The sequence below is a fragment of the Pseudomonas bubulae genome, assembly GCF_900618535.1.
Taxonomy (GTDB): Bacteria; Pseudomonadota; Gammaproteobacteria; order Pseudomonadales; family Pseudomonadaceae; genus Aquipseudomonas; species Aquipseudomonas bubulae.
The window spans coordinates 273355-294892 of sequence record NZ_UYJA01000005.1 but is presented as its reverse complement, the minus strand read 5'-3'; the positions used below and the strand labels follow the sequence as shown (position 1 = coordinate 294892).

The following is a 21538-nucleotide window of genomic DNA, read 5'->3' as shown; positions in this document are numbered from 1 at the left end:
TCACAGCAGCGATCCTGTCGCGAGTAAACCCGCTCCCACAGGGGATTGGGGTTTGCGCGCCACCACGTTGACCAGGGTTTCATCACGCTGGCCCACCGGTTTTGGCTTTAGCAAGCCAACCCGCTCCAACAGGCCGAAGTCTTTGGAGCGACTCCACCACAGGTAAGGATAGGAGATATTCTGTGGCTCAAATTCAAAGCCCTGGTCACGGATCATCTCCAGGTATTGCGCTGCGCTTTTTTGCACATGCATGGGGTGACGGAACAGCCAGCGGATCACCCAGGTATCGATATAGGCTTCGGTGGACTCGGCAAACAGCAAGTAACCACCGGGCTTGAGCACCCGGTAGAACTCGGCCAATGCCCGGTCCTGTTGCACCAGGTGATGAAAAGTCTGGTGACAGAACAGGATGTCGATGCTGTCATCGGCCACCTTCAGCTCAGCGCAATCGCTGCCGATCAGCTCAATGTCGATGCCCTGACGCCGGGCTTCTTCGGCGCTCAAGTGCAGGCTCAGGGGATCAGCATCGAGGCCGATCAGGCGCTTCGGTGCGAAGGTTTTGTCCAGGTACTGGAACGATTTGCCCTGGCCGCAACCGGCATCGAGGATCACCGGCGCGGTTGGCAGTTCATCACTGAACAGGCTGCGCAGGTCATTGATGGCCACCCGCAGTACATGGTGCTGCCAGGTGTGGCTGCGCAAGAACCAGAACCCCAGGCGGGTTTCTTCAACGTAGGTATCGCTCAGAGGTTTCATGCGGGCTCCGTGGCGCAGATATCCGACAGCATGCGCAAACGGCGCCTGGACTCGCTGACAAAGGGGTTGCTTTCGTCCCAGGCATAACCGGCCAGGATCGAGCTGATCATGCGGCGAATATGCGGCTGGCTGCCGGGGTGGTAGATCACGTCCTGGAAGGTGCCGGCGTACCAGCCTTCAACATAGCAACGGAAGGTGTCGACCCCGCGCTTGAGCGGTTCGGCAAACTCGCTTTGCCAGTCCACCGCCTCGCCTTGCAACTGACGGTGCAGCACGCCCGCCGCCATGCTCGCTGAACGCATGGCGATGGTTACGCCCGAGGAGAACACCGGGTCGAGGAACTCGGCAGCGTTGCCCAACAGTGCAAAACCTGGGCCGTGCAGGGTTTTGACGTTGGCCGAGTAACCGCCCAGGGTACGGGCCGGAGTGTCCCATACGGCATTGGCCAGCACCCGTTGCAGGCTGGGGGTTTCATCGATAAAACTGCGCAGGCAGGTGTCGAGGTTTTCACTGCGGCCTTCGAAATGCCCGGCTGCCGCCACCACGCCCACCGACGTGCGGCCATTGCTGAACGGGATGCTCCAGAACCAGATGTCGCGCTGGGTCGGGTGGGTGGTAATAAGGATTTTGTTGCGATCAAAACCTTCGTAATCGATACGGTCTTCCACGTGGGTAAACACCGCCTGACGCAGCGGAAAGTTCGACGGTGCTTCAAGGTCGAGCAAGCGCGGCAATACGCGGCCGTAGCCGCTGGCGTCGAGAATGAAGTCAGCTTCAACCTGATAGCGGCTGGTGTCTTCGCGCTCAATGTGCAGGAGCGGTTTGGCACGCTCGATATCCGTGCTGATCACGGTTTCGCCATAACGGATTTCGACACCTTGCAGCGCGGCCTGATCGGCCAGCAGTTTGTCGAAGTCCGCGCGTTGCACCTGAAAGGTGGTGGGTTTGCCGTTACTGAATGTGTCACCAAAATCGAAGGCGCTGTATTGCTCGCCCCAGGCGAAGGCAGCACCGTTTTTCAGCTGGAAGCCGGCGGCCTGCACCGCGTCCAGCATGCCCGCTTCTTCGATGAAGTCGATGCAGTGCGAAAGCAGGCTTTCGCCAATCGAAAAGCGCGGGAAGTGCTGGCGCTCGATAACCAGCACATCGTGGCCCTTGCGTTTAAGTAGGGCCGAGGCAATGGCGCCGGACGGTCCTGCACCGATGACTACAACCTGACGACGTTCCATTTCTATTCCTGACACAGGCGCTCCTTGCCGGGTACCACGGCAGACTTCAAGGGGGGGGTGCTCATACCCGCCAGCGCCGGCAGCAGCGTGGCGATGAGGCTCATCAGTATCAACGCGAAGTACAACGCGGGACTGATCAGCTGTTGTTGCAGCAGCAAGTTGAGGAATACGATCTCACTCAACCCGCGAATGTTCAGCAGCAGGCTTTCACGCCATCGGCTGGCGCCTGCAAACGAGGGCGTGGCCCAGCTCAGTCCGAGCCAGTTGCCCAGCAGTTTGCTGGCCATCGGCAGAAGCAACAGGGCCGCCAGTTGCAGCGGGCTTATCTGGCCCAGGGCGCTGTGTACATCAATCTGCACAATGCCGAACGTCAGAATCAGCGGGATCGCCAGCGTGGTCTGCATGCGCTCAAGCCACACGGCCTTTAACGGCATCACCAGCGGTACCTTGAGCCATGCCATGCAGACCAGATAGCCGACGCCAAATATCAACGCATTGAGGCGGTAATGTTCAGCCACCACCAACAGTGAGAAAAAACTCAGGCTGTAGCACAGCGGCTGACGAATGCGCAGGCCGCGCATCAGCAGCGGCAATAAAGCCCCGGCCAGCGGCAGTAATACACTGCTCAGGTTCAGGCTGCCCTGGGCCAGGCCGAACAGGCTCCAGCAGGTCAGGTCGATCACAATTGCGCTTTGCACCAGGCGACGGGAGGCAGCAGGCGGGTAGTCGATATGGCGCAGGTACAGGTACAGCACCGGGATGGCAGTGATGGCAAACACCAGCCCCACGGCCAGCGAATTCAGCCAGGGTTGCTCGGGCAACAGCCAGACGGCGCAGGCGAGCCCGCTGACGAAGGGCACGGCAAAGCTGGGCAGGGCGATTTTCAGGCTCTGGCGGTCCAGTCGCAGATCAATCACGTCGCTCAAAATGGTCCCCAGCAACAGGGCGAAGCTCAGGCTGTAAAGGCTTTTGAGCCAGACCGGCGCCACCAGTTGCGCACCGTTGAGCTGCCAGTGCGGCTCGATCCAGAACAGCATCAGCAACGGCAAACCGATGGACGCCAGCAACAACTGGCTGACAATCGGGATCATGCGAAAGCGCCGACCCACGTGAGTGGCCAGCGCAAACAGGACTAACGCCAGCAGCCAGAACAGACCCGTCAACACGGCTTATGCTCCTGTTTACCGGCCCAGGGGGCGAGGATAAAGCTGAACGCCAACCCCAGGCTCACCGACAAGCCGAAATTGCTCACCGCCGGTGTACTCGACACCGCCAGCAAGCCAAACGACAGCCATGTGGTCAGGGCGGCCAGCAAGGTGCCCAGCAAGCTGACGGCCGCACCACCGATTTGCTCGCGCATCAGGATCGCGTAGTCGACGCTGATGGCGGTGACCAGCAATAAGCCGAACAGGCTGAACAAGGTCAGCGGCTGGCCCAGCCAGCCAAGGCTGGCAAGGCTGCACAGGGCGGCGAGGAGCGGCAGCGCAACGATGCGCAATGCTCCGCCAAAGCCGAACGGAGCGATCAATAGCACGACGATCAGCGCGCATGACAACAGCTTCAACTCAGCAGCGCTGATTTGTGTGGCCGCAAACACTTTGTTCAAGTCCCCCAGGCGATCCACCAGTTTCACACCGGGCAAGTCCTGCGTTTGCGCACGCAACAGGCTGGCATCATTTAAACCTTGCAGGCTGACCATCGCGGCGACGCCGTCGGTATTTTTGCCCAGCCATAGTGCTCGCCATGGTTCGGCCAACGGGCCTGCCAGCGCATCGTCGATTGACTGATCGGGCAAGGCTTGCAGCTGCGTCAGCTCGGTTTGCAAGGCGCTTTCGGGTACGCCCAGCGCCAGCAGCGGCTGCCAGTGTTGAGGCAGCGCGCTGAGGGCGGCGCGCAATCGTTGTTGCTCGCCGGGCTGGCTGACCAGTTGGTTGAGGGCCAGAAAGCCTTGCAACTTGCCGCTGCCGATCAACTGTTCCAGGCGCTGGCTCAGGCTGCTCTGGCGCTCCAGTAATTGCTGTTCGTTGTCGGCGCGTACCAGAAAGAACTGGCTGGTTGGCTGATAGCCGGTGATGCGCGCAATGGCCTGGGCTTCGTTCATCAACTGTGGCGGGGCGCCGACCCATTGGCGGATGTCGTTTTTGCTGGTGAGCTGCCACAAGCCGGCGGCACAAAAGGTCAGCAGCAGTGCCAGCAGCGCAGCCGTCGGGACTTTTTCCAGCAGTGCTGCGCGTGCATCAAGCAGACTTTGCGCAATGCTCAGTGGCCATTGCGCAGGACGCAACTCGACGCCTTTGAGCAGCGCCGGCAGCAGGCACACCGCACTCAAGTAAGCGCCGATCAACCCGGCCGCGGAAAAAAGGGCGATTTGTGTCAACGCCGGGAAGGGTGTGAAAGCCAGCGCCAGATAACCGATGCAACTGGTGGCCAGGCTCAGGCTCAGACCGGGCAAGGTCAAGCGCAAGGCGGGCCAGCTGCGCCAGGGTCTCAGGCTCCAGCTTTTGGACAGGTAATGCAGGGGGTAATCCACCGCCACGCCGATCAGGCTGGAGCCCAGCACCAGTGTCATCACGTGCATGCTGCCAAACCACGCGACACAGGCCACGGCGCCAAACAGCATGCCCACCAGCACTGGAACGAAGGCCAGCAGCACGCGCCAGCGCCGGAAGGCCAGCAGCAACAGCAGCAAAATACCCACCGTTGCACCACCGCCGACCCAGGTGATTTCCCGGCTGGCTTGTTGTTGCCCGCTGGCGGCATACAGCAGGCCGCTGGCGGCGAGTAATTGCACATCGTTTTTAGCGACCTGCTCACGGCTCTGTTCGAGCAGTTCGGCGACCCGCAGAGGCAGCTTCATATCGAATGCATTGCCTTGCGTACGGGCGCGCAACAGCACCCAGCTTTTGCCGTCGGCATCGGCAATCAGGGCGCCGCTGCCAATGTCCAGTTGCACCGCACCGCGTTGCGGCTGGCTGTTTTGAATGCGACCGGTCAGGCCCAGCCAGTCATCCTGGCTGGGCACCAGGCTAAAGCCGGTAAAGGGGTCGAACAACGCCTGCACCCGCTGCTGGATAAAGGCCTCGGGGTGTTCGATCAACTGGGTACGGTCGGCGTTCGAGAGCATCGCCAGACGCCCGCGCAGTAGTTGCTCGCGCAGGGCCGGGAGGTCGGCTTGCAGGTCCCACTGGACCTTTTCAAACAGGCCGCTGGCTTGCCATTGCTCGCCCAATTGTTGAGCGCTGGCGATCGCCTGCTGACGGTCTGCACTGGCGACCAGCACCAGCATTTCGCGGTTCAGGGGCTCTTGCATGCGCTGTTCGGCGCTGAGCTCCAGCGCATCCGGTGTGTCGCCCGGCACCAGCTCCATCAGGTTGGCCGACAGCGGCGCACCGTGGCGCCACTGCCAGCCAGCCAGTGCCATCACGGCCAGCAACAGAACCAGAAAGGCCCGTGGCAGCCAGCGCTCACTGCGCAAAGTCGTTTTGCTCCGCGTTGCTCAAGGGTTGATTGCCGACGCTGTTTGGCATTTTTAGCAGCGTGCTGTCACCTTGGGCTTCTTGCAGTTCGATACGTTGCACCAGCTCGCCGCCTTCAATATTGATCCGGGTGAACACTTGCTTTAGCAGCAGTGAACGTGGTGTCAGCGTCAGCGCCCAGCGGCTGGGTTCGCCTTGTAATTGCAGGTCGAAATCACGTTGCAGGCCGCTGCTGTCGCCTTGCAAAACAGCGAGGAACAAACGGTTCTGCTCGGCGCCCGCGCTTTTGCCCGGGAGCATCTGCCATTGCGTGCCGTCGCGTCGGGCGATGCCCTGGGCGTTGATGCGGTAATCCTGTTGCAGCGGGGTTTTCAGTTGCCAGAGCAGGCCGTGGTCCTTGGCCAGGACAAATGTGCCGGTGCTGGTGAGTGGCTTGGGCAGCGCGCGCAGGTGTTTTTCCTGGATGAAATCACCGTGGATCACCTGGGGCTTGGCCAGTTGTTCGCTCAGTTGTTGCAGGTCGAAGGCGTGGGCCAGTGGGGTGAACAGCAAGGCGGCGAACAGCAATGAGAGACGGGTGCGGCCTTTGCCCTCTCCCAGAGGGAGAGGGGGCAGAATGGCTGAGTTCTTGAGGGCGCCGCGGTCAATCCCCTCTCCCTTTGGGAGAGGGCTAGGGTGAGGGGCTTTTGATCCATTCATGACAGCACCCGCTCTACAGCCCGCACAAAACACCCAGGCGAGGCCAATTGCATCTCCCGGCTCTCAATTTCAACTGCCACCTGCACTGTAACTGCCCTAGTCAAACGCTCACCCGTGACCGCATCGCTAATTAGATAATTAATCTTCAGGCGGTTCTCCCATTCCACCAGGCTGGCGCGCACGTTGATCCGCTGGCCGAACGTGGCGCCGCGGACATAACGCAACTGCATGTCGATCACCGGCCACGCATAACCCGCTTCGAGCATCTGCGTGTAGTTGTGACCGATATGGTCAAGCAGCGCACAGCGCGCCACTTCGAGGTATTTGACGTAATGCCCGTGCCACACCACGTGCATGGTATCGATGTCGAAAAACGGCACCAACACTTCGGTATCAACGTGAAAAACCCCTTTACTACGCATGCAGCCTCCAGTGTTGTTGGGCGATGCGGCTCAGGCACAAACGCAGTTCGGCTTCCAGGGCGCGGTCTTCAACCACGGGGGCAAAATCTTTGGCCAGTTCGGCATGCATCTGCGCCAGCGCCGGCGGCAACGGGCGAGCGTCTTCGGCACGGCTGCGCAGCCAAACGCCCTGATGGGCAGCCAGCAAGGTGGCCGCTGCCACCTGCTCGGTCAACTCCAGTACGCGGATCGCATCACGAGCGGCGATGGTGCCCATGCTCACCTTGTCCTGGTTATGGCATTCCGTGGAGCGTGAGAAGACGCTGGCCGGCATGGTGTTTTTCAATGCCTCGGCTGTCCAGGCGCTGGTACCTATCTGCACCGCTTTAAAGCCGTGGTTGAGCATTGCCCGTTCTGCGCTGGCGCCCGACAGGTTGCTCGGCAGGCCGTGGTTGTAGCGCACGTCCACCAACAGGGCGAGCTGGCGGTCGAGCAGGTCGGCGACGTTGGCCACCAAGGTCTTGAGGCTGTCCATCGCAAAGGCGATATGGCCGCCGTAGAAGTGCCCGCCGTGCAGTACGCGCTCCTCTTCGGCGTCAATGATCGGGTTGTCGTTGGCGCTGTTGAGTTCGGTCTCGATAAACCCGCGCAGCCAGCTCAGGCTGTCTGCCAGCACGCCCAGCACATGGGGCGCGCAACGCAGCGAGTAGCGGTCTTGCAGGCGATGCAACGGTGCGGTGGGGGCATCGATGGCGAGGTCCTGACGGATCCAGGCAGCGACCTGCATTTGTCCCGGGTGCGGCTTGGTGGCAAACAGGCGTTCGTCAAAGTGCTCGGGGTTGCCTTGCAGCGCCACCACGTTGAGGGCGGTGATGCGCGTGGCCAGTTTGAGCAGGTAGTCGGCGCGGGCATAGGCCAGGCAGGCGAGGCCGGTCATCACGGCGGTACCGTTCATCAGTGCCAGCGCTTCCTTGGGCCGAAGTACCAGCGGTGTCCAGCCCAGTTCCCGGTGCACATCTGCTGCAAGGCGGCGCTCGCCCTTGAACAGGACTTCGCGTTCGCCCGACAGGGTTGCGGCCACGTAAGACAGTGGCGTCAGGTCGCCACTGGCCCCCACCGAGCCTTCTTCGGGGATCAGTGGCAGGATGTCGTGGGCAATAAAAGCCTGCAATCGTTCCAGCAACTCTATGCGCACCCCCGACACGCCGTGGCACAGCGACTGCAAGCGTGCCGCAAGCACCGCGCGGGTGGCTTGCGCATCGAGCAATTTGCCCAGGCCGCAACCGTGGAAGGTATAGAGGTGGCGGGGCAAGGCTTCGACGTGCTCCAGCGGCACCGCAACCACGCAGGAGTCGCCGTAGCCGGTGGTTACGCCATAGATCACGCCTTCCTTGTCCAGCAGCGAGTCGAGAAAGCGCGCGCCCTTGGCGATGCGCTCGCGGTAGTCGGGGTCGTCCTGCAGCCGCGTTGGCGCCTGACGATTGGCCAGGGCCAGCACGTCTTCAATGCGCAACGGGGTTTGGCCGAAGGTTACTGGCTCATGCGGATGCGTCGTCATCGGTCTTCCAGAAAGGGTAAAAGTTGAACCATTGTTGCGGTGCCTGCAGGCAGTAGTAGCCCAGGCGGTCGGCGTAGAGCGTGGCCCAGTCGTCGATCACCTGCTCGCGGTTATTGCGTCGCCACACCACTTCGCGGGCAAAGGGTTCGAGGATGACTCGATAACGGCCTTTGTGTTTCAGGCAGAACATCAGATTGACCGGGCATTTGAGCAGTCCTGCCAGCAACCACGGGCCTTGGGGGAATGCTGCCGTATAGCCGAGGAAACCGACCTCTATATGGCGCCCGCCATTGAGTGGTACGCGGTCACCGGCGATGGCCAGCCATTCGCCGTTTTCCAGGCGCTGGTTGAGTTGCAGCATCACCGCCGGGTTGAGTTCACTGACCTGAATCAACCGTAAATGGCTGGCCCCGGCTTCGCCCAGCAGGCGGTTGAAGTGTTCGGCATGCCGGGTGTGAACCAGCACATTCATGGTCACCTGCTCGCCCAGTTCGGCGAGCGCACGGCAGACTTCAAGGTTCCCCAAGTGGGCGCCTACCAGCATCTGCCCGCGTTCGCCGCGCAGTTGATTGCGCAGCAGCGCGGGGTCAACGATTTCGATGTCTTCGATCTTGAGACGGCCATTCCATACATCGAGCTTGTCGAGCAGGGCGTCGGCAAACGCCATGAACTGCCCGAATACCCGCCAGCGGGTAGGGCGCAACTCGCTTTGCTCGCTCCAGTCGGCCAGGCGCTGCTGGTATTGCCAGATGCTGCGTCGTGCGCGGCCGCCGAACACAAAGAAGTACAGCACAATGGCGTAAAGCACCGGGCTGAGCACACGTCGGCCCAGCAACCTGACGCCCAGGGCGGTGAGCTTCATCAGCCGGAAACTGCCGCGCTCTTTGTGGGCAGCCCAATGCTGTTGAGGTTCATTCATGCTTTGCAGCGCCTCCAGAGGATGCCCGGCAAGCGTATCAACATGCCGAAAAACAGCTTGGTGTGCATGCTCGAAATCAGCGCATTGTCATGGAACAGGCGAAAGTGCGAGAGACCGTCCTGCGGGTAGTGGACCTGGGTCGGCAGCCAGCACATCGGCTGGTTGCGCCACGCCAGGCGAACCAGGATCTCGGGGTCGAAATCCATGCGCTTGCCCAGCGTTACCGAGTTGATCAGTGCGAGGGTCGGCGCCAGCGGGTAGACCCGAAAACCGCACATCGAGTCGGGAATCTGCAATGAAAGGCTGTTGATCCACACCCACACATGGGTCAGGTAACGCGCATACAGGCGGCCCTTGGGCACGCTGGCATCGTACTGTGGGTAACCGCAAACCAGCGCTGCAGGGTTTTGCTGTGAAACCCGCATGAAAGTAGCGACGTTGCGCAGATCGTGCTGGCCATCTGCATCCACTTGCAGGGCATGGGTAAAGCCCAGTTGCATGGCTTCACGAAGACCGGCCATGACTGCGCCGCCTTTGCCCTGATTGACGGCCAGACGAATGAGGAAGATGTTTTCGCCACGGGCAAGCTCACCAAGAACAGCGGCGCAAGCGGGGCTGCTGGCGTCGTCGACCAGCACACAGGGCAAACCGGCGGCGCGCAGGGCCGCGACCACGCCAGGCACGGCGGTTTCGTGGTTGTACACCGGGATCACGGCGCAGGGGTTATGCACGGGACTATTACTGTTATCCACAGGGGGCCTCCAGCACGATGCGACCACTGGAACAGGGTGCAGTGGCGTTGCGGTAGGCGAAGTGCAATTTTGCGCGTTCGCTGTCAAAGCGCAGGGTTAATTCAATGGCGTCCCCGGGGCGCACCAGTTGCTGGAACTTGAGTACTTCCATCCCGGCAAAACGCGGCGGCAGATCGAGCAGTTGCTGGCCCAACACCATTGCCCAGTCCACTTGCACCACACCCGGCAACACCGGTGTTTTGGGGAAATGGCCGCTGAAGAACGCCAGGTCCGGCGGGATCGACAGGTTCAGCGTCCACTGACCGGCGTCTTCGCTTTGGCTCAACACTTCCGGCAGCTTGGGCCGGGGTGCGAGTAACAATGCATCGACTCGGGCCTGTGGCAGCTTGCCCTGGCTGTTGAGTGGTAACTGGCGCAGCAAACGCCAGCGGCGCGGCAAGGCCACGGCTTCGCAGTGCTGACTCAAGTGCTGGCGCAGGGTGTGAGTCAGGGCTCGGCGCCCCTGTTCGCGCAGGGCAAACAGGCCACTGGCGCTGAGCACCAGCAGGGCGCCCAGTGAGGCGCGTTTGTCATGCACCACGCCCAGGCGGGCTTCGGCTACCCAGTCATGGGAGAGCAGCGCCTGCTCCAGCATTGGCAGGGAAATACGTTTCTCTTCGAGTTTGACGATGCGATCCAGTCGCCCGAGCAACTCAAATCGCCCGTCGGCTTCAATACGGGCGGCATCAGCCGTGTGTTCGACATGGCCCTTGGGCAAGTAGCTAGAGGCGATGATCAAGGCGCCGTCACTGCTCTGGCTCAATTGCACATCGGCAAAGGGCTGCCACAGGTGTTGCCCCTGACGCCAGGCGATACCGCCGGTTTCGGAGCTGCCGAGGATCTCGGTCGGCCACTGGCCCAGGCGTTCGAACAGCGTCCGGGCTGCTTCTTCGGGCAGGGCACCGCCAGAAGAAAATACTCGGCGGACCGAGCTTAACGCCGGCCAGTCGAGGTTGTCGGCCATGCGCTTGAGCAAGGCCGGGCTGGCGATCCAGGCAAAAGCAGCGTGCTCACGGCTGGCGCGTTGCATGTCTTCAGGGAAGGCCAGTTGTTTGCGTACAAAGCTGCGGCCTGCGCACAGAGGCCACAACACACGGAACAACAGCCCGTAGATGTGCTGCGCCGCCACACTGGCAATAATGCATGCATCACCCAGATCAGCACCCCACAGTTGCTCCAGTGCCTGAACCTCGTTGGCCATCTGGCGCAGGCTTTTGTCGATCCGTTTGGGTTCGCCGCTGGAGCCCGAGGTGCACAAACTGAGCTGGCACTGGTCCAGATCCAGTTGCGCTGCAGGCAGAGGATCGGCGTACAGGTCCTGCAACTCTTCGCTTTGAGTTATCCACAGGTCAACCTGGCTGTCCCATCGAAGGCGGGTTTGCGCTTGCAGGTCGGCGGGCAAGAGCACGCTGACTCCGGCCTGCCAGGCACCGAGCAAGGCCTGCGCCAGCTCGGCGGCATCTTCAAGGTGTACGGCAACGCGCCGCACGCCGCGCTGTTGCAGGCCGCCCGCCAGGCGCAGGGCCCGTTCACGCAGGGTGTCGTGGTTCAGCTCGGGGTCAACGCTGACCCGGCGATCTGCGTGCCCCTTGAGCAACAGGTGCTCAAGATTTATCCAATTCATGCCCGGCCTCTTACCTTTTGTCGTATCAGCCATTCAATGAAAAACAGCAGCCCCATCAGCGCGTAGGCGATCAGGCCGTTGTACAACGTCCACCAGCTCAGCGGCGCCCACAGCGTCAGGGAGGCTGCGACTAATCCGTTTAGCATGAAGAACAGGCACCAGACCTTGGTCACCTGCCGCGTGTAATCAATTGCAATATCGGGCAGCACGGGCTCGCGCAACCGCGCCAGCCGCTCGATCATTGGCGGCCCGTACTTCAGGCTCAGGCCGAACAGGCAAAGCATGAACGTGCTGACCAGCACCGGGTACCAGCGCAACAGTGCCGGGCTGTTGAACAGCCCCAGCAGGGCGCAGAACATCAATGCAACCACCGCCATCAACAGACTGCCCGGGCGGCGTTCGCCGGTCAGGGCGCGGGCCAGCCACAGGCTGCCCAGCAGCAGCGCGAATTGCCACGGGGCGAAATGGGCCATGCCGAAATACACCGCAAAGGGGTACATCAGTCCGGCCAGCAACAGGCCGAGGCCAATCAGGCGGTTCATGCGTCAGCGTGAACCAGGCGGTAAACCGCCTCGACCACGTCATTGACGGTACGCACCGATTTGAATTCTTCAGCGGCGATTCGTTTGCCGGTTTTACGCTTGATATGGTCAATCAGGTCGACAGCGTCAATGCTGTCGATTTCCAGATCCTGATACAGGTTGGCGTCCAGGGTGATGCGTTCGGGTTCCAGTTCGAAAAGTTCGACCAGAGCGTCGCGCAGGGTGTTGAAAATGTCGTCACGGTTTTGCATGGTTCGGTCTCAGGCTGCCTGTTTGGCGGTGACAAAAGCCGCAAGGCTGGCCACGTTGGAAAAATGATTGCGTGTATCTTTGGCGTCGGCGTCTATTTTGATGCCGTAGGTCTTTTGAATCGCCAGGCCCAGCTCCAGTGCGTCGACCGAGTCCAGCCCCAGGCCGTCGCCAAACAGGGTTTGATCGTCGCCAATGTCGCTGACACTGATGTCTTCGAGGCCCAGGGCATCGATGATCAGCTGTTTAATATCGTTTTTCAGATCGCTCATCTGTGGCGAGCTCCTTAATAAAATAGTCATGCACGAAGTCGTTGAGCAGGCGCGAGGCTTTGGGCGGCGGGCCAAGCGCGGAAAATGTATGTGGATCTATATCGGCACCGACCCGAAAGCTGAAGTGCACGCGACGCTCGGGTATGCGATACCAGGGCTCGGCCTTGGTCAGCGTGGTGGGGCTGACCTTGATCACCACCGGCGTAAGGATCTTCGCACCCCGCAGTGCAATCGCGGCGGCCCCGCGATGAAAGGATGGCGCATGGCCTGGCCGGGTACGCGTGCCTTCCGGGAAAATCACCAGGGTCTGGCCTTGCTGCAACGCCCCCGCAGCGTTATCGAGCATGTCTACGCTGCCATCATTGCTGATGTATTGCGCCGCACGCACAGGGCTACGGGTAAACGGGTTTTGCCAAAGGCTCTGTTTGACCACGCAATTGGCGTTTCTCACCAGGCCGATCAAAAAAACCACATCGATTAGCGACGGGTGGTTGGCGATGATCATCTGCCCGGGGCGGCCTAGCCGCTCGGCACCCTGGACGTCATAGGTCAGCACGCCCATGCGCGCCATGGTGCGAATAAACAGCCAGAACAGGCGGCTGACGGTAAAACGGGCACGCTCGCGCTGACGCGTGGCATCGCCCGGCAGGCAACTCAGCACCGGAAAAATCACCAGACGCAGGCACAGGCAACCGATACCGAACAGTGCAAAGCTGATGGCAGTGGCGATCAAGCGCCAGGCATAAGCATCACGGCGGGCGCTCACAGGCTGTGCTGCCAGTTCCACACGCGGTTTTTCCAGGTGTGCTGGAATGATCTCTGCTGCTTATCGAGCAGTTGGCGCAACAGATTCAGGGCATGGGGCCATTGAGCTTGTTCTATGCCTGCGGTACCACTGGCGAGTGAAACCTGCCATTGCTCGCCCGGGGTCAGCAGCAGGCCCACGGCATAAGGGAAGGGCACGTCATTGATACAGCGTGTGTAGGCCTCGGGTGGCTGCTCTTCGGTGATGATCAGCAACACGGCGGGCGCGCCTTCATTGAGCAGGGCGCAGGCTTCGATCAGGCCGTGCTCCAGGCCGTCTCCGGCGGCAGCAATAGCGGTCATTTCGCTGGTTTCGCCGCGCATGATCGACCACAGGCCAATCACGGCGTTATGCACCGAGAGGCTGAACTGCGTGGGGGACAAGGGCTGATCAGCCGCGAGGTCGCTGAGTATGTCGAATGTGCGCGGGGTTTCACCGTGACGCGAGGCAAAGACCAGCGGTAATGCTTCATGGCCTTCGGCCAATGGCCAGCCGACGCAGAATGCCATGCGAGCCAGGCGGCTGAGGCGGCGCCGTTGCATGGCGGGTAAAAATGAGACATCGGGTGCTGCGCTGTTGGCAGCAAGTACACAGGGGTGCTGGCTCCAGGCTTGCCAATCGGCCACGGTGTCGAGGCCTGGAGCCCAGGCGCGCCACGCGGCGATATTGAAATTGATCACTGGAGTTCATCCCGCCCTTGCAGGCTTCCTTGATGCGAAAGTGGACACCGATCGACGCCGCACTTGATACAGAGGGGCGATATTATCCCGGTGCAGTTGGTTCGTAGCAAATATTGCTTACAGCCCCAGTGTGGTTTTTCTGGGAATTTAGAAAAATAGGATCAATGGATTTTATTTGAGAGATTTATTCGTTTGTTTTTGTGGAGATATTCTTGATTGATGTAGGGCATTTCTTAGCAAGGTAGCTAAGCCGCGCAAAGGGCATCTACACTCGGACACTCATAGGTACACGGAGGTTTTGAAATGCGTCGCGTGGTGTTTAACCAGAAAGGCGGTGTGGGTAAATCCAGCATCGCGTGTAACCTGGCTGCGGTTAGCGCCAGCGAAGGGTATCGCACGTTGTTGGTGGATCTGGATGCCCAGGCCAACTCTACTCAATACCTGACCGGACTGACCGGCGATGATATCCCTATGGGGATTGCCGAGTTCTTTAAACACACCTTGTCAGCGGGCGTGGGCTCGAAGAAAAACCGGGTCGATATTTACGAAACACCCTTTGAAAACTTGCACGTAGTGACGGCTACGGGTGAATTGGCCGATTTGCAACCCAAGCTTGAGGCCAAGCACAAGATCAACAAGTTGCGTAAGTTGCTGGACGAGCTGGCTGAAGACTATGACCGCATTTATGTCGACACTCCACCCGCGCTGAATTTTTACGCGGTATCGGCGTTGATTGCCTGTGATCGTGTGCTGATTCCGTTCGATTGCGACAGTTTTTCACGTCAGGCGCTCTATGGCCTGCTGGCTGAAATCGCTGAGCTAAAGGAAGACCACAATGAAGACCTGCTGGTCGAGGGCATCGTGGTCAACCAGTTTCAGGCCCGGGCCAGCCTGCCCCAGCAAATGCTTGATGAGCTGATTGCCGAGGGGCTGCCGGTGCTGCCCATGTACCTGAGCAGCTCAGTGCGCATGCGTGAGTCGCATCAGGCCTGCCAGCCTTTGATTCACTTCGACCCGAGGCACAAGCTGACCCAGCAGTTTGTGGAGTTGCACGATTACCTGGATCAGAACGCTTAAGCGCTGATGCCTTGGCTGCGCAGCCAGGCGCCAAGTTGCTGCAATGGCAACGCACCGCTCTGGCGTGCGATTTCGCGGCCATTTTTAAACAGGATCAGGCTGGGTATCGAACGGATGCCCAGTTGCCCCGCCAGGTGCTGGTTGGCCTCGCTGTCGAGCTTGGCAAGCCGACACTTGCCCAGCAGTTGGCGGGCGGCCTGCTCAAATACCGGAGCAAAGGCCTTGCAGGGCCCGCACCACTCGGCCCATACATCTATCAGTAGCGGCAGGTCGCCCTTGATCTGGCTGGCGTAATCGGTTTGCTGCAAATCGAAGGGCCTGGCCAGCAATACTTCATTTTTGCAGCGCCCGCATTTGGGGTGCTCACCCAGGCGATCGCCGGGGATGCGGTTCAGGCCGTTGCAGTGGGGGCAGGGGATCAGCAGCGGTTCGGTCATGGAGAGCTCCTTGGAAGTGGCCATTGGTGCCGCCTGTCGCAGCGACTCCAGATTGATGGCGTGCAGTTCAGCAGATGAACACCTGGGCCGCCACCCCCCATGACGTATCTGCTCACAATGTGCTCAAGCCGGCCACCAGGTCTCTATCTAGGCTGTAAAAACCCCCCGGGCTTTGCACCGCTGGTCTGGCAATCGTTATCGCAAGTTGCGATTGCCAGGGTTCGGGTTTAGCCTTCATAGCAAGATGCGATAAGGACATTGCATGCGAGTGATTACAGCAAAACGAATTTGGGAAGCCAAAGCACAATGGCCGCAATCGGCGAGCGCACTGGATGAGTGGTATCGCAAGATCAAAGTCCTCAGCCCTGAAGACTTCGCCGCGTTGAGGTCGTTTTTCCCGTCACCGACAAGGTGGGTTCGTTTCATGTTTTCAATATAGGTGGTAACAAACTGCGGTTGATCGCCGTGGTGCGTTACCGGGTACAGCGCCTCTACATCCGTCATGTGCTGGATCACCGTGACTATGACAAGGGCAAATGGAAGGAATCAGCACCATGAACGCATTGGTCGAACAGGCAGCAGAGCATTGGCAATTCGTGGCGCCGCTGCTGCGCAAACCGAAAAACGAAGCCGATTACGACGGGCTGGTCGCCGCCCTTGATACGTTGATCGACTTGATAGGCGATGATGAGACCAACCCCTTGATGAGCCTGGTGGACATCATCGGTGACTGGGTTGAGGCTTACGACCTAGAGCATCGACCGATGCCCAAGGTCAGCGGCGTCGATGTGCTGCGCTCGGTGATGCAGGAACACGGGCTGACGCAAAGCGATTTGCCAGGTGTCGGCACCCAGTCTGTGGTGTCCGAAATCCTCAGCGGTAAACGCCAGCTCAACGTACGGCAGATTCGTTGGCTGGCCGATTACTTCAAAGTGCCTGTGGATATGTTTATCTGAGGCTTACGGCGTGCGCCACGCTGTGGCTGGTTTGTGGGCCGACGACTGGCGACCGGCCTCGGTTCTGTGGGAGCGGGCAAAACCGGCAACAGTATATTTACCGGTTTTGCATCACGACGAGCAGCTGATTTCCAGATGCTTGCCCCACTCCGGCGGGCGTTCGGCGTAGCCTTCCATGCCCGGTTGTTCGGTGAACGGTTGGGTCAGTACCGTGTGCAAGCGTTGCACTTCGCTGTAATCCCCGGCCTCGGCCGCATCGATGGCCTTTTGTGCCAGGTAGTTGCGCAGGATATACAGCGGGTTGACCGCGTGCATGCGCTCACGCCGGACGCTTTCATCGCTTGCGCCGTCTCGGGCAACCCGGGCCACGTACTGCGCGGCCCATTCGTCAAAACCCTTGAGATCGACAAATTCGTCTCGCAGCCGTGCTACCGCCTGTTCTGCCGGGAGGTCCCCCAGGCGCCGGAAAAACAGGTTGTAGTCGACGCTGCTGCCTTGCATCTTTTGCAGCAAGGTTTCGACCAGGTGTTGATCGGTGTCTTCGGCACTGGTCAGACCCAACCGGCGGCGCATCAGGTCGAGGTAGTGGGCCTGGTACAGCGGCAAAAAAAGCCCCAGGGTTTCGCGCAAGGCTTCAACGCTGATAAACGGCGTCAATGCCTGGGCCAGGGCACTCAGATTCCACTGGCCGATCGGCACCTGGTTGCTGAAGGAGTAACGCCCTTCATGGTCGGAATGGTTGCAGATGAAGTTGGCGTCGAAGTCGTCGAGGAAGGCGAACGGACCGAAGTCAAAGGTGATGCCCAGGATCGACATGTTGTCGGTGTTCATTACACCGTGACAAAACCCGTAGGCCTGCCACTTGGCGATCAGTTCAGCGTTGCGTTCGACGATTTCGCGAAACATGGCCAGATAGGGTTCGGGTTGCTCCAGGCACTCGGGGAAGTGCATCGCCAGCACATGCTCACCCAGTAGCTTTTGCTGCTCGGGGCGCTTGGTGTAGTAGAAATACTCGAAGTGCCCGAAGCGTATATGGCTGGGTGCCAGGCGCAGCACCATGGCGGCGCGCTCCTGGGTTTCGCGCCACACCGGGGTGTCGGAGGCGATCACACACAGGGCTCGGCTGCTGGGGATGCCCAGTGCATGCAGTGCCTCGCTGGCGAGAAACTCGCGGATCGAGGAGCGCAGTACGGCGCGGCCATCACCCATGCGCGAATAAGGGGTCATGCCGGCGCCCTTGAGGTGCAGGTCCCAGTGCTCGCCCGCGTCGTTATACACCTCACCCAGCAGTAACCCGCGGCCATCGCCCAGTTGCGGATTGTAAGAACCGAACTGATGACCGGAATAGACCATCGCCCGAGGCTCGGCGTTGGCCCACAGGGTATGGCCACCAAACAGTTGCGCAAATACAGGGTCTTGGGTGACAGCGGGGTCGAGGTCGAGCAGTGCCAGGGCGGCGTCGCTGGCGACCACAACACGCGGTGCGTCGATGGGCTCAGGCAGCACATGGGTCGAGAAGGCATCACCCAGGCGGGCAAAGCGGTTATCAAAAGTCAGTTCGTCGAGGGCTTTCAATGACCGTCTCCAGTGAACAGTGGCGGATCGTGGCAGCGGGCTTGCCCGCGATGGCATCAACGGGCTTGGTTGGTTAAACCGATTCGTTTGCATCGCAGGCAAGCCAGCTCCCACAGAGGTTGCATCGGACTTGCGTCAGTCGAGCTTGCCCAACTGCGGCTTTTGCGGTGGTGGTGTCGGCTCGGGCGGGACTTCCGGCCCAACGGGCACCAGTTTGTATTCTTGCCCCTGCAGGTTCTTGAGGTACACCTCCATCTGCTGGAAGGAGATGTTGATGTGGTGGTTCTTGAACTCGCGGTTGATAAAGCGGTTGACCTCGTCGATCACCGGGTTGCGGTCGCCCAGGTCGCGTACGTGCATGCGCAGTTCGTGGTCGAGGGTGCTTTGGCCGAAGTTGAGGAAGTACACATGGGGCTCCGGGTCTTTGAGCACCCGCGGGTTCTCTTGCGCAGCCTTGAGCAGCAACTGCTTGACCAGGTCGAGGTCGGAGCCGTAATCGACGCCCAGCTTCAGGGTCACACGGGTGATGGTGTCCGTAAGCGACCAGTTGATCAGTTGCCCGGTAATAAAGGTCTTGTTCGGGACGATGATGTCTTTGCGGTCGAAGTCGGTGATGGTGGTGGCCCGGATGCGGATCTTGCTCACGGTGCCTGACAGATTGCCGATGGTGATGGTGTCGCCGATCCGTACCGGGCGTTCGAACAGGATCATGATCCCGGAAATAAAGTTGGCGAAGATTTCCTGCATGCCGAAGCCCAGGCCTACCGACAGTGCCGCAACCAGCCATTGCAACTTGTCCCAGCTCACGCCCAGTGTTGACAGGGTGGAGACAAAGCCTACGCCGATGATCACGTAGGTCAGCAGGGTCGTAGTTGCGTAAGCACTGCCCTGGCCCAGATCAAGGCGCGACAGCACCAGCACCTCCAGCAGGCCGGGCAAGTTACGCGCCAGCGCGATGCTGATGCCGATGATGACCAGCGCACCTATCACGTCGCCGATGCTGATGGGCACCATGCTCATATTGGCGCCGGTACCGCTGGTATATTCGTAGAGGGTGATGTTGTCCAGGTAGGAAAAAACCGAGATCAAGTCAGCCCACACCCAGTACAGAATGCCGATAAAGCCAGCCAGCAGGGCCAGGCGGATCAGGCGCAGGGACTGTTGGTTGACCTGTTCGATGTCCAGGGTCGGCTCTTCGATAATCGTATCGTTGCCTTCGCCTGCTTCCTTGGCGGCCTGGCGTTTGGCCAGTGCACGCTGGTAGGCCAGGCGCCGTGCCGCTACTGCCAGGCCACGGACAAACGCCGCTTCGACAACCAGCCAGAGCATCAGCAGATAGAGGGTATTGATCAGGCGGTCGCTGAGCTTGAGCGCGGTGTAGTAGTAGCCAAAACACACCGCCACAAACAGCGCCAGCGGCAGCAGGGCGAAGGCAAAACCGAGCAACTTGCGCAGGCGATAGGCTTTTGTTGCTGTTTCAAAGTCGTTGAGCAACAGGCGGCAGAGCAGCCAGGCCATGGCCGCATAGCAACTGAGCACCACCAGAATACCCAGGACATCGTCGGCCAGCGCAGCCGGTTGTTGCTCGGCAAAGGCGACGACGGCCACAAGGGCCAGGACCACAAAACCGAGTTTGCGGATCCAGTTCTGCAAGAACGCGACCAACGGTTTTTCCCAGCGAAAATGCAGTTCGGCCACGCCACCCGGCGCCAGAATCCGGTAAGCGGTGTAGAACACCAGCCAGGCCTCGGCCATCTGAATCAACGCCGCGCCCGTATTGGCATTCATGCCCCGGGCATCGGTTTGCAAGGCGTAGCCGCACAAGGCCAGCGCCAATGAAATGGGCATCGCCAGCAAGATGTTGATCAATATTGCCAGCGGCGTGTGCCATTGGCTGTCACGCTTGAAGTGACCGATGTCCTGATGGATCTTGTTCAATTTGCTGTAGAGGTAGCGACGTTTCCACAGCAGCGCCACGACCACCAGCAAAAACGGCAAGAACAGCAGGGGACGTTGCACCAGGCCTTCTGCCAGTTCACTGACGCTGGAACCCCAGGGCAGGGTGGTGATTTGCTGCTCAAGCTGGCGCGGTGCGGTTTCCAGCCATTCCAGATCCAGCGGCTTGTTGCTGGGGATCCAGAACATTTGCTCATCCAGCGTGGCGCGCAGGCTTTGGGCGGTGCTGAGCAGTTGTTTCTGGTTCAGTTGCAGGGTGATCGATTCGTTGAGCAGTGAGCTTAGTTCGCGGTTCAGGCGGTCCAGCAGATCGCTGCGGGTGTTGACCAGTTCGAGCAGGGTTTTGCGCAGTTGCGGTGTGACCTGGTCGGCAGGTTGGGTGGACAGCAGGTTGTCGACGTAAGTCGTGGGGTTGCTGATCAACTCGCGCTGCTGGTTGATTTCAAACTGGTACAGACGGATATCGGCGATTTCGTCTGCCAGATTCTTGTCCATTTTTTGCAGGCGCGGCAGGGCTTGCTTCTGCTTATAAAGTATCTTGGACAGCAACAAACTGCCCTTGAGCACGTTGATCTGCTCATCCAGGGCCTGGTCGCTCTGGGTAACGTTGTCCAGTTGTTGCTTTGTTTGCAGATTCTGCTGGGTCACCTCGTTGAGGCGATCGGTGCTGCGCAACAGGTAGTCGGAGAGCTTGAGGTTGATCGCGCTTTCGGTCGCCAGCAGGCTGCTGCTGCCGGACTTTTTCGCCTCGATGGATTGCTCGGTCACGGTCTGCTGCGACTGGGCCAGGCGCTTTTGATTGATCAGGGTTTGCAGGTCCTGGATTTCCTGGTCCTGGCGCGTGGTTTTTTCCAGCAGCAGGTCGTGCTGGCTGCCGCTCAGATCTTGCAACAGGCTGTTGCCAGCCAGTTCCTGGCGGCGCAGGGCAATCAGTGCGTTAAGCGAGGCGGCTTCGGCGTTGAGCTGGTTGCGCTGATCGGGGGTAAGCAACTTGCCATTGTCGCGTCCTGTTTTCAGGGTGGTGTTGATCTGCTGGATACGGGTCTGGCTGTTGCTGATCTCGGCCTGGGCCCGCTCGGGTCGGGTCTGCGCGGCAATGCTTTGGCTGTTGGCGATAGCCAGGGCTTTTTGCAGCTCGCCCTGTTGCGTGGTGCGTTCCGCCAGCAGTTGTTCCAGCTGCTGCACGGACAGCTCGCTGTAGCGCTGGGCTACGGGTATGGGTTTGCTGGCCTTGATTTTGGCCAGTTCGCGCTGGTTTTCGGCAGTCTGGCGAGGGGCATCGTTGATCTGTTGTTTGACGTCGTTCAGGCGCTGTTCGTAATCGGCTTTGCTGTCGAGCAGGGTCAGGGTCTGCTGGAGCACCGCCTGCAGGGCTTTTTGGTCGGCGTCCGGCAGTTTGCGCTCGGCAATTTTGTCCAGGCTTTGCTGCACCGCTTCGGCGGTAGGCGGGTCGGCAGCCTGAAGCGTGCCGACACAAAGGCTCAGGCCGAGCAGGACGGTGGCGATGAACGTGCGCAGAGTTGGCATAGATACCGG

The 21538-nt window shown here is 60.2% G+C and carries 20 protein-coding genes and 1 pseudogene; 3 read left to right on the top strand and 18 right to left on the bottom strand.

Features of this window, described 5'->3' with window-relative positions; all coding sequences use genetic code 11:
- From PPTH39_RS18590 to PPTH39_RS18520, 15 genes are read right to left on the bottom strand one after another with little or no spacing between them, the layout of a single operon-like run.
- Positions 1 to 756: a class I SAM-dependent methyltransferase gene (locus PPTH39_RS18590; RefSeq protein ID WP_095000874.1), complete on the bottom strand. Its 756-nt coding sequence runs from the start codon at positions 754 to 756 to the stop codon at positions 1 to 3.
- Complete coding sequence (locus PPTH39_RS18585) at positions 753 to 2000, bottom strand: NAD(P)/FAD-dependent oxidoreductase (RefSeq protein WP_130872290.1); 1248 nt, start codon at positions 1998 to 2000, stop codon at positions 753 to 755. The genes PPTH39_RS18590 and PPTH39_RS18585 overlap by 4 nt, the downstream gene beginning before the upstream one ends.
- Entirely contained in the window at positions 1988 to 3151 is a 1164-nt protein-coding gene (locus tag PPTH39_RS18580) for a sodium:proton antiporter (RefSeq protein ID WP_130872289.1), read from the bottom strand. The genes PPTH39_RS18585 and PPTH39_RS18580 overlap by 13 nt, the downstream gene beginning before the upstream one ends.
- A complete protein-coding gene (locus tag PPTH39_RS18575; protein ID WP_416068819.1) occupies positions 3145 to 5406 on the bottom strand; it encodes an MMPL family transporter in 2262 nt (753 codons plus the stop codon). Before PPTH39_RS18575 ends, PPTH39_RS18580 begins: the two co-directional genes overlap by 7 nt.
- A 43-nt stretch (positions 5407 to 5449) precedes the next feature.
- Positions 5450 to 6160, bottom strand: coding sequence for an outer membrane lipoprotein carrier protein LolA (locus PPTH39_RS18570; protein WP_232527658.1), 711 nt, complete (start codon positions 6158 to 6160; stop codon positions 5450 to 5452).
- Positions 6157 to 6582, bottom strand: a complete 426-nt coding sequence (locus tag PPTH39_RS18565) for an acyl-CoA thioesterase (protein ID WP_095000878.1) — start codon at positions 6580 to 6582, stop codon at positions 6157 to 6159. The genes PPTH39_RS18570 and PPTH39_RS18565 overlap by 4 nt, the downstream gene beginning before the upstream one ends.
- A complete protein-coding gene (locus tag PPTH39_RS18560; RefSeq protein WP_130872287.1) occupies positions 6575 to 8119 on the bottom strand; it encodes an HAL/PAL/TAL family ammonia-lyase in 1545 nt (514 codons plus the stop codon). The genes PPTH39_RS18565 and PPTH39_RS18560 overlap by 8 nt, the downstream gene beginning before the upstream one ends.
- Positions 8100 to 9038, bottom strand: a complete 939-nt coding sequence (locus PPTH39_RS18555; protein WP_095000880.1) for an LpxL/LpxP family acyltransferase — start codon at positions 9036 to 9038, stop codon at positions 8100 to 8102. The genes PPTH39_RS18560 and PPTH39_RS18555 overlap by 20 nt, the downstream gene beginning before the upstream one ends.
- Positions 9035 to 9769, bottom strand: a complete 735-nt coding sequence (locus tag PPTH39_RS18550) for a glycosyltransferase family 2 protein (RefSeq protein ID WP_095000881.1) — start codon at positions 9767 to 9769, stop codon at positions 9035 to 9037. The genes PPTH39_RS18555 and PPTH39_RS18550 overlap by 4 nt, the downstream gene beginning before the upstream one ends.
- A gap of 13 nt (positions 9770 to 9782) precedes the next feature.
- A complete protein-coding gene (locus tag PPTH39_RS18545; RefSeq protein ID WP_130872286.1) occupies positions 9783 to 11453 on the bottom strand; it encodes an AMP-binding protein in 1671 nt (556 codons plus the stop codon).
- Complete coding sequence (locus PPTH39_RS18540; protein ID WP_095000883.1) at positions 11450 to 11995, bottom strand: COG4648 family protein; 546 nt, start codon at positions 11993 to 11995, stop codon at positions 11450 to 11452. Before PPTH39_RS18540 ends, PPTH39_RS18545 begins: the two co-directional genes overlap by 4 nt.
- Positions 11992 to 12246, bottom strand: a complete 255-nt coding sequence (locus tag PPTH39_RS18535) for an acyl carrier protein (RefSeq protein ID WP_095000884.1) — start codon at positions 12244 to 12246, stop codon at positions 11992 to 11994. Before PPTH39_RS18535 ends, PPTH39_RS18540 begins: the two co-directional genes overlap by 4 nt.
- Positions 12247 to 12255: 9 nt before the next feature.
- Positions 12256 to 12516 (bottom strand): phosphopantetheine-binding protein, encoded by a 261-nt coding sequence (locus PPTH39_RS18530; protein ID WP_095000885.1) that lies wholly within the window; start codon positions 12514 to 12516, stop codon positions 12256 to 12258.
- On the bottom strand, positions 12491 to 13303 hold the full coding sequence (locus PPTH39_RS18525; protein ID WP_095000886.1) for a lysophospholipid acyltransferase family protein: 813 nt from the start codon (positions 13301 to 13303) through the stop codon (positions 12491 to 12493). Before PPTH39_RS18525 ends, PPTH39_RS18530 begins: the two co-directional genes overlap by 26 nt.
- On the bottom strand, positions 13279 to 14001 hold the full coding sequence (locus PPTH39_RS18520; protein WP_130872285.1) for a beta-ketoacyl synthase chain length factor: 723 nt from the start codon (positions 13999 to 14001) through the stop codon (positions 13279 to 13281). Before PPTH39_RS18520 ends, PPTH39_RS18525 begins: the two co-directional genes overlap by 25 nt.
- 303 nt (positions 14002 to 14304) lie before the next feature.
- On the opposite strand from PPTH39_RS18520, the gene PPTH39_RS18515 reads away from it, so the two are divergent.
- A complete protein-coding gene (locus PPTH39_RS18515) occupies positions 14305 to 15078 on the top strand; it encodes a ParA family protein (protein WP_095000888.1) in 774 nt (257 codons plus the stop codon).
- On the opposite strand, the gene trxC is transcribed toward PPTH39_RS18515, so the two are convergent.
- Positions 15075 to 15515: a thioredoxin TrxC gene (gene trxC, locus PPTH39_RS18510; protein WP_095000889.1), complete on the bottom strand. Its 441-nt coding sequence runs from the start codon at positions 15513 to 15515 to the stop codon at positions 15075 to 15077. The genes PPTH39_RS18515 and trxC overlap by 4 nt on opposite strands.
- Positions 15516 to 15777: 262 nt before the next feature.
- On the opposite strand from trxC, the pseudogene PPTH39_RS18505 reads away from it, so the two are divergent.
- Together PPTH39_RS18505 and PPTH39_RS18500 are read left to right on the top strand one after the other, a co-directional pair.
- Positions 15778 to 16073, top strand: a pseudogene (locus PPTH39_RS18505) (type II toxin-antitoxin system HigB family toxin).
- Positions 16070 to 16471, top strand: a complete 402-nt coding sequence (locus PPTH39_RS18500) for a helix-turn-helix domain-containing protein (RefSeq protein ID WP_095017710.1) — start codon at positions 16070 to 16072, stop codon at positions 16469 to 16471. Before PPTH39_RS18505 ends, PPTH39_RS18500 begins: the two are co-directional and overlap by 4 nt.
- Before the next feature lie 111 nt (positions 16472 to 16582).
- Here PPTH39_RS18500 and selO read toward each other — a convergent pair whose 3' ends face one another.
- Positions 16583 to 18046 carry a protein adenylyltransferase SelO gene (selO, locus tag PPTH39_RS18495; protein ID WP_095017709.1) on the bottom strand — a complete coding sequence of 488 codons (1464 nt, stop codon included), beginning with the start codon at positions 18044 to 18046 and terminating at the stop codon, positions 16583 to 16585.
- 135 nt (positions 18047 to 18181) lie between these two features.
- Positions 18182 to 21529 (bottom strand): mechanosensitive channel MscK, encoded by a 3348-nt coding sequence (gene mscK, locus PPTH39_RS18490; RefSeq protein WP_095017708.1) that lies wholly within the window; start codon positions 21527 to 21529, stop codon positions 18182 to 18184.
- Between the last annotated feature and the right edge of the window lie 9 nt (positions 21530 to 21538).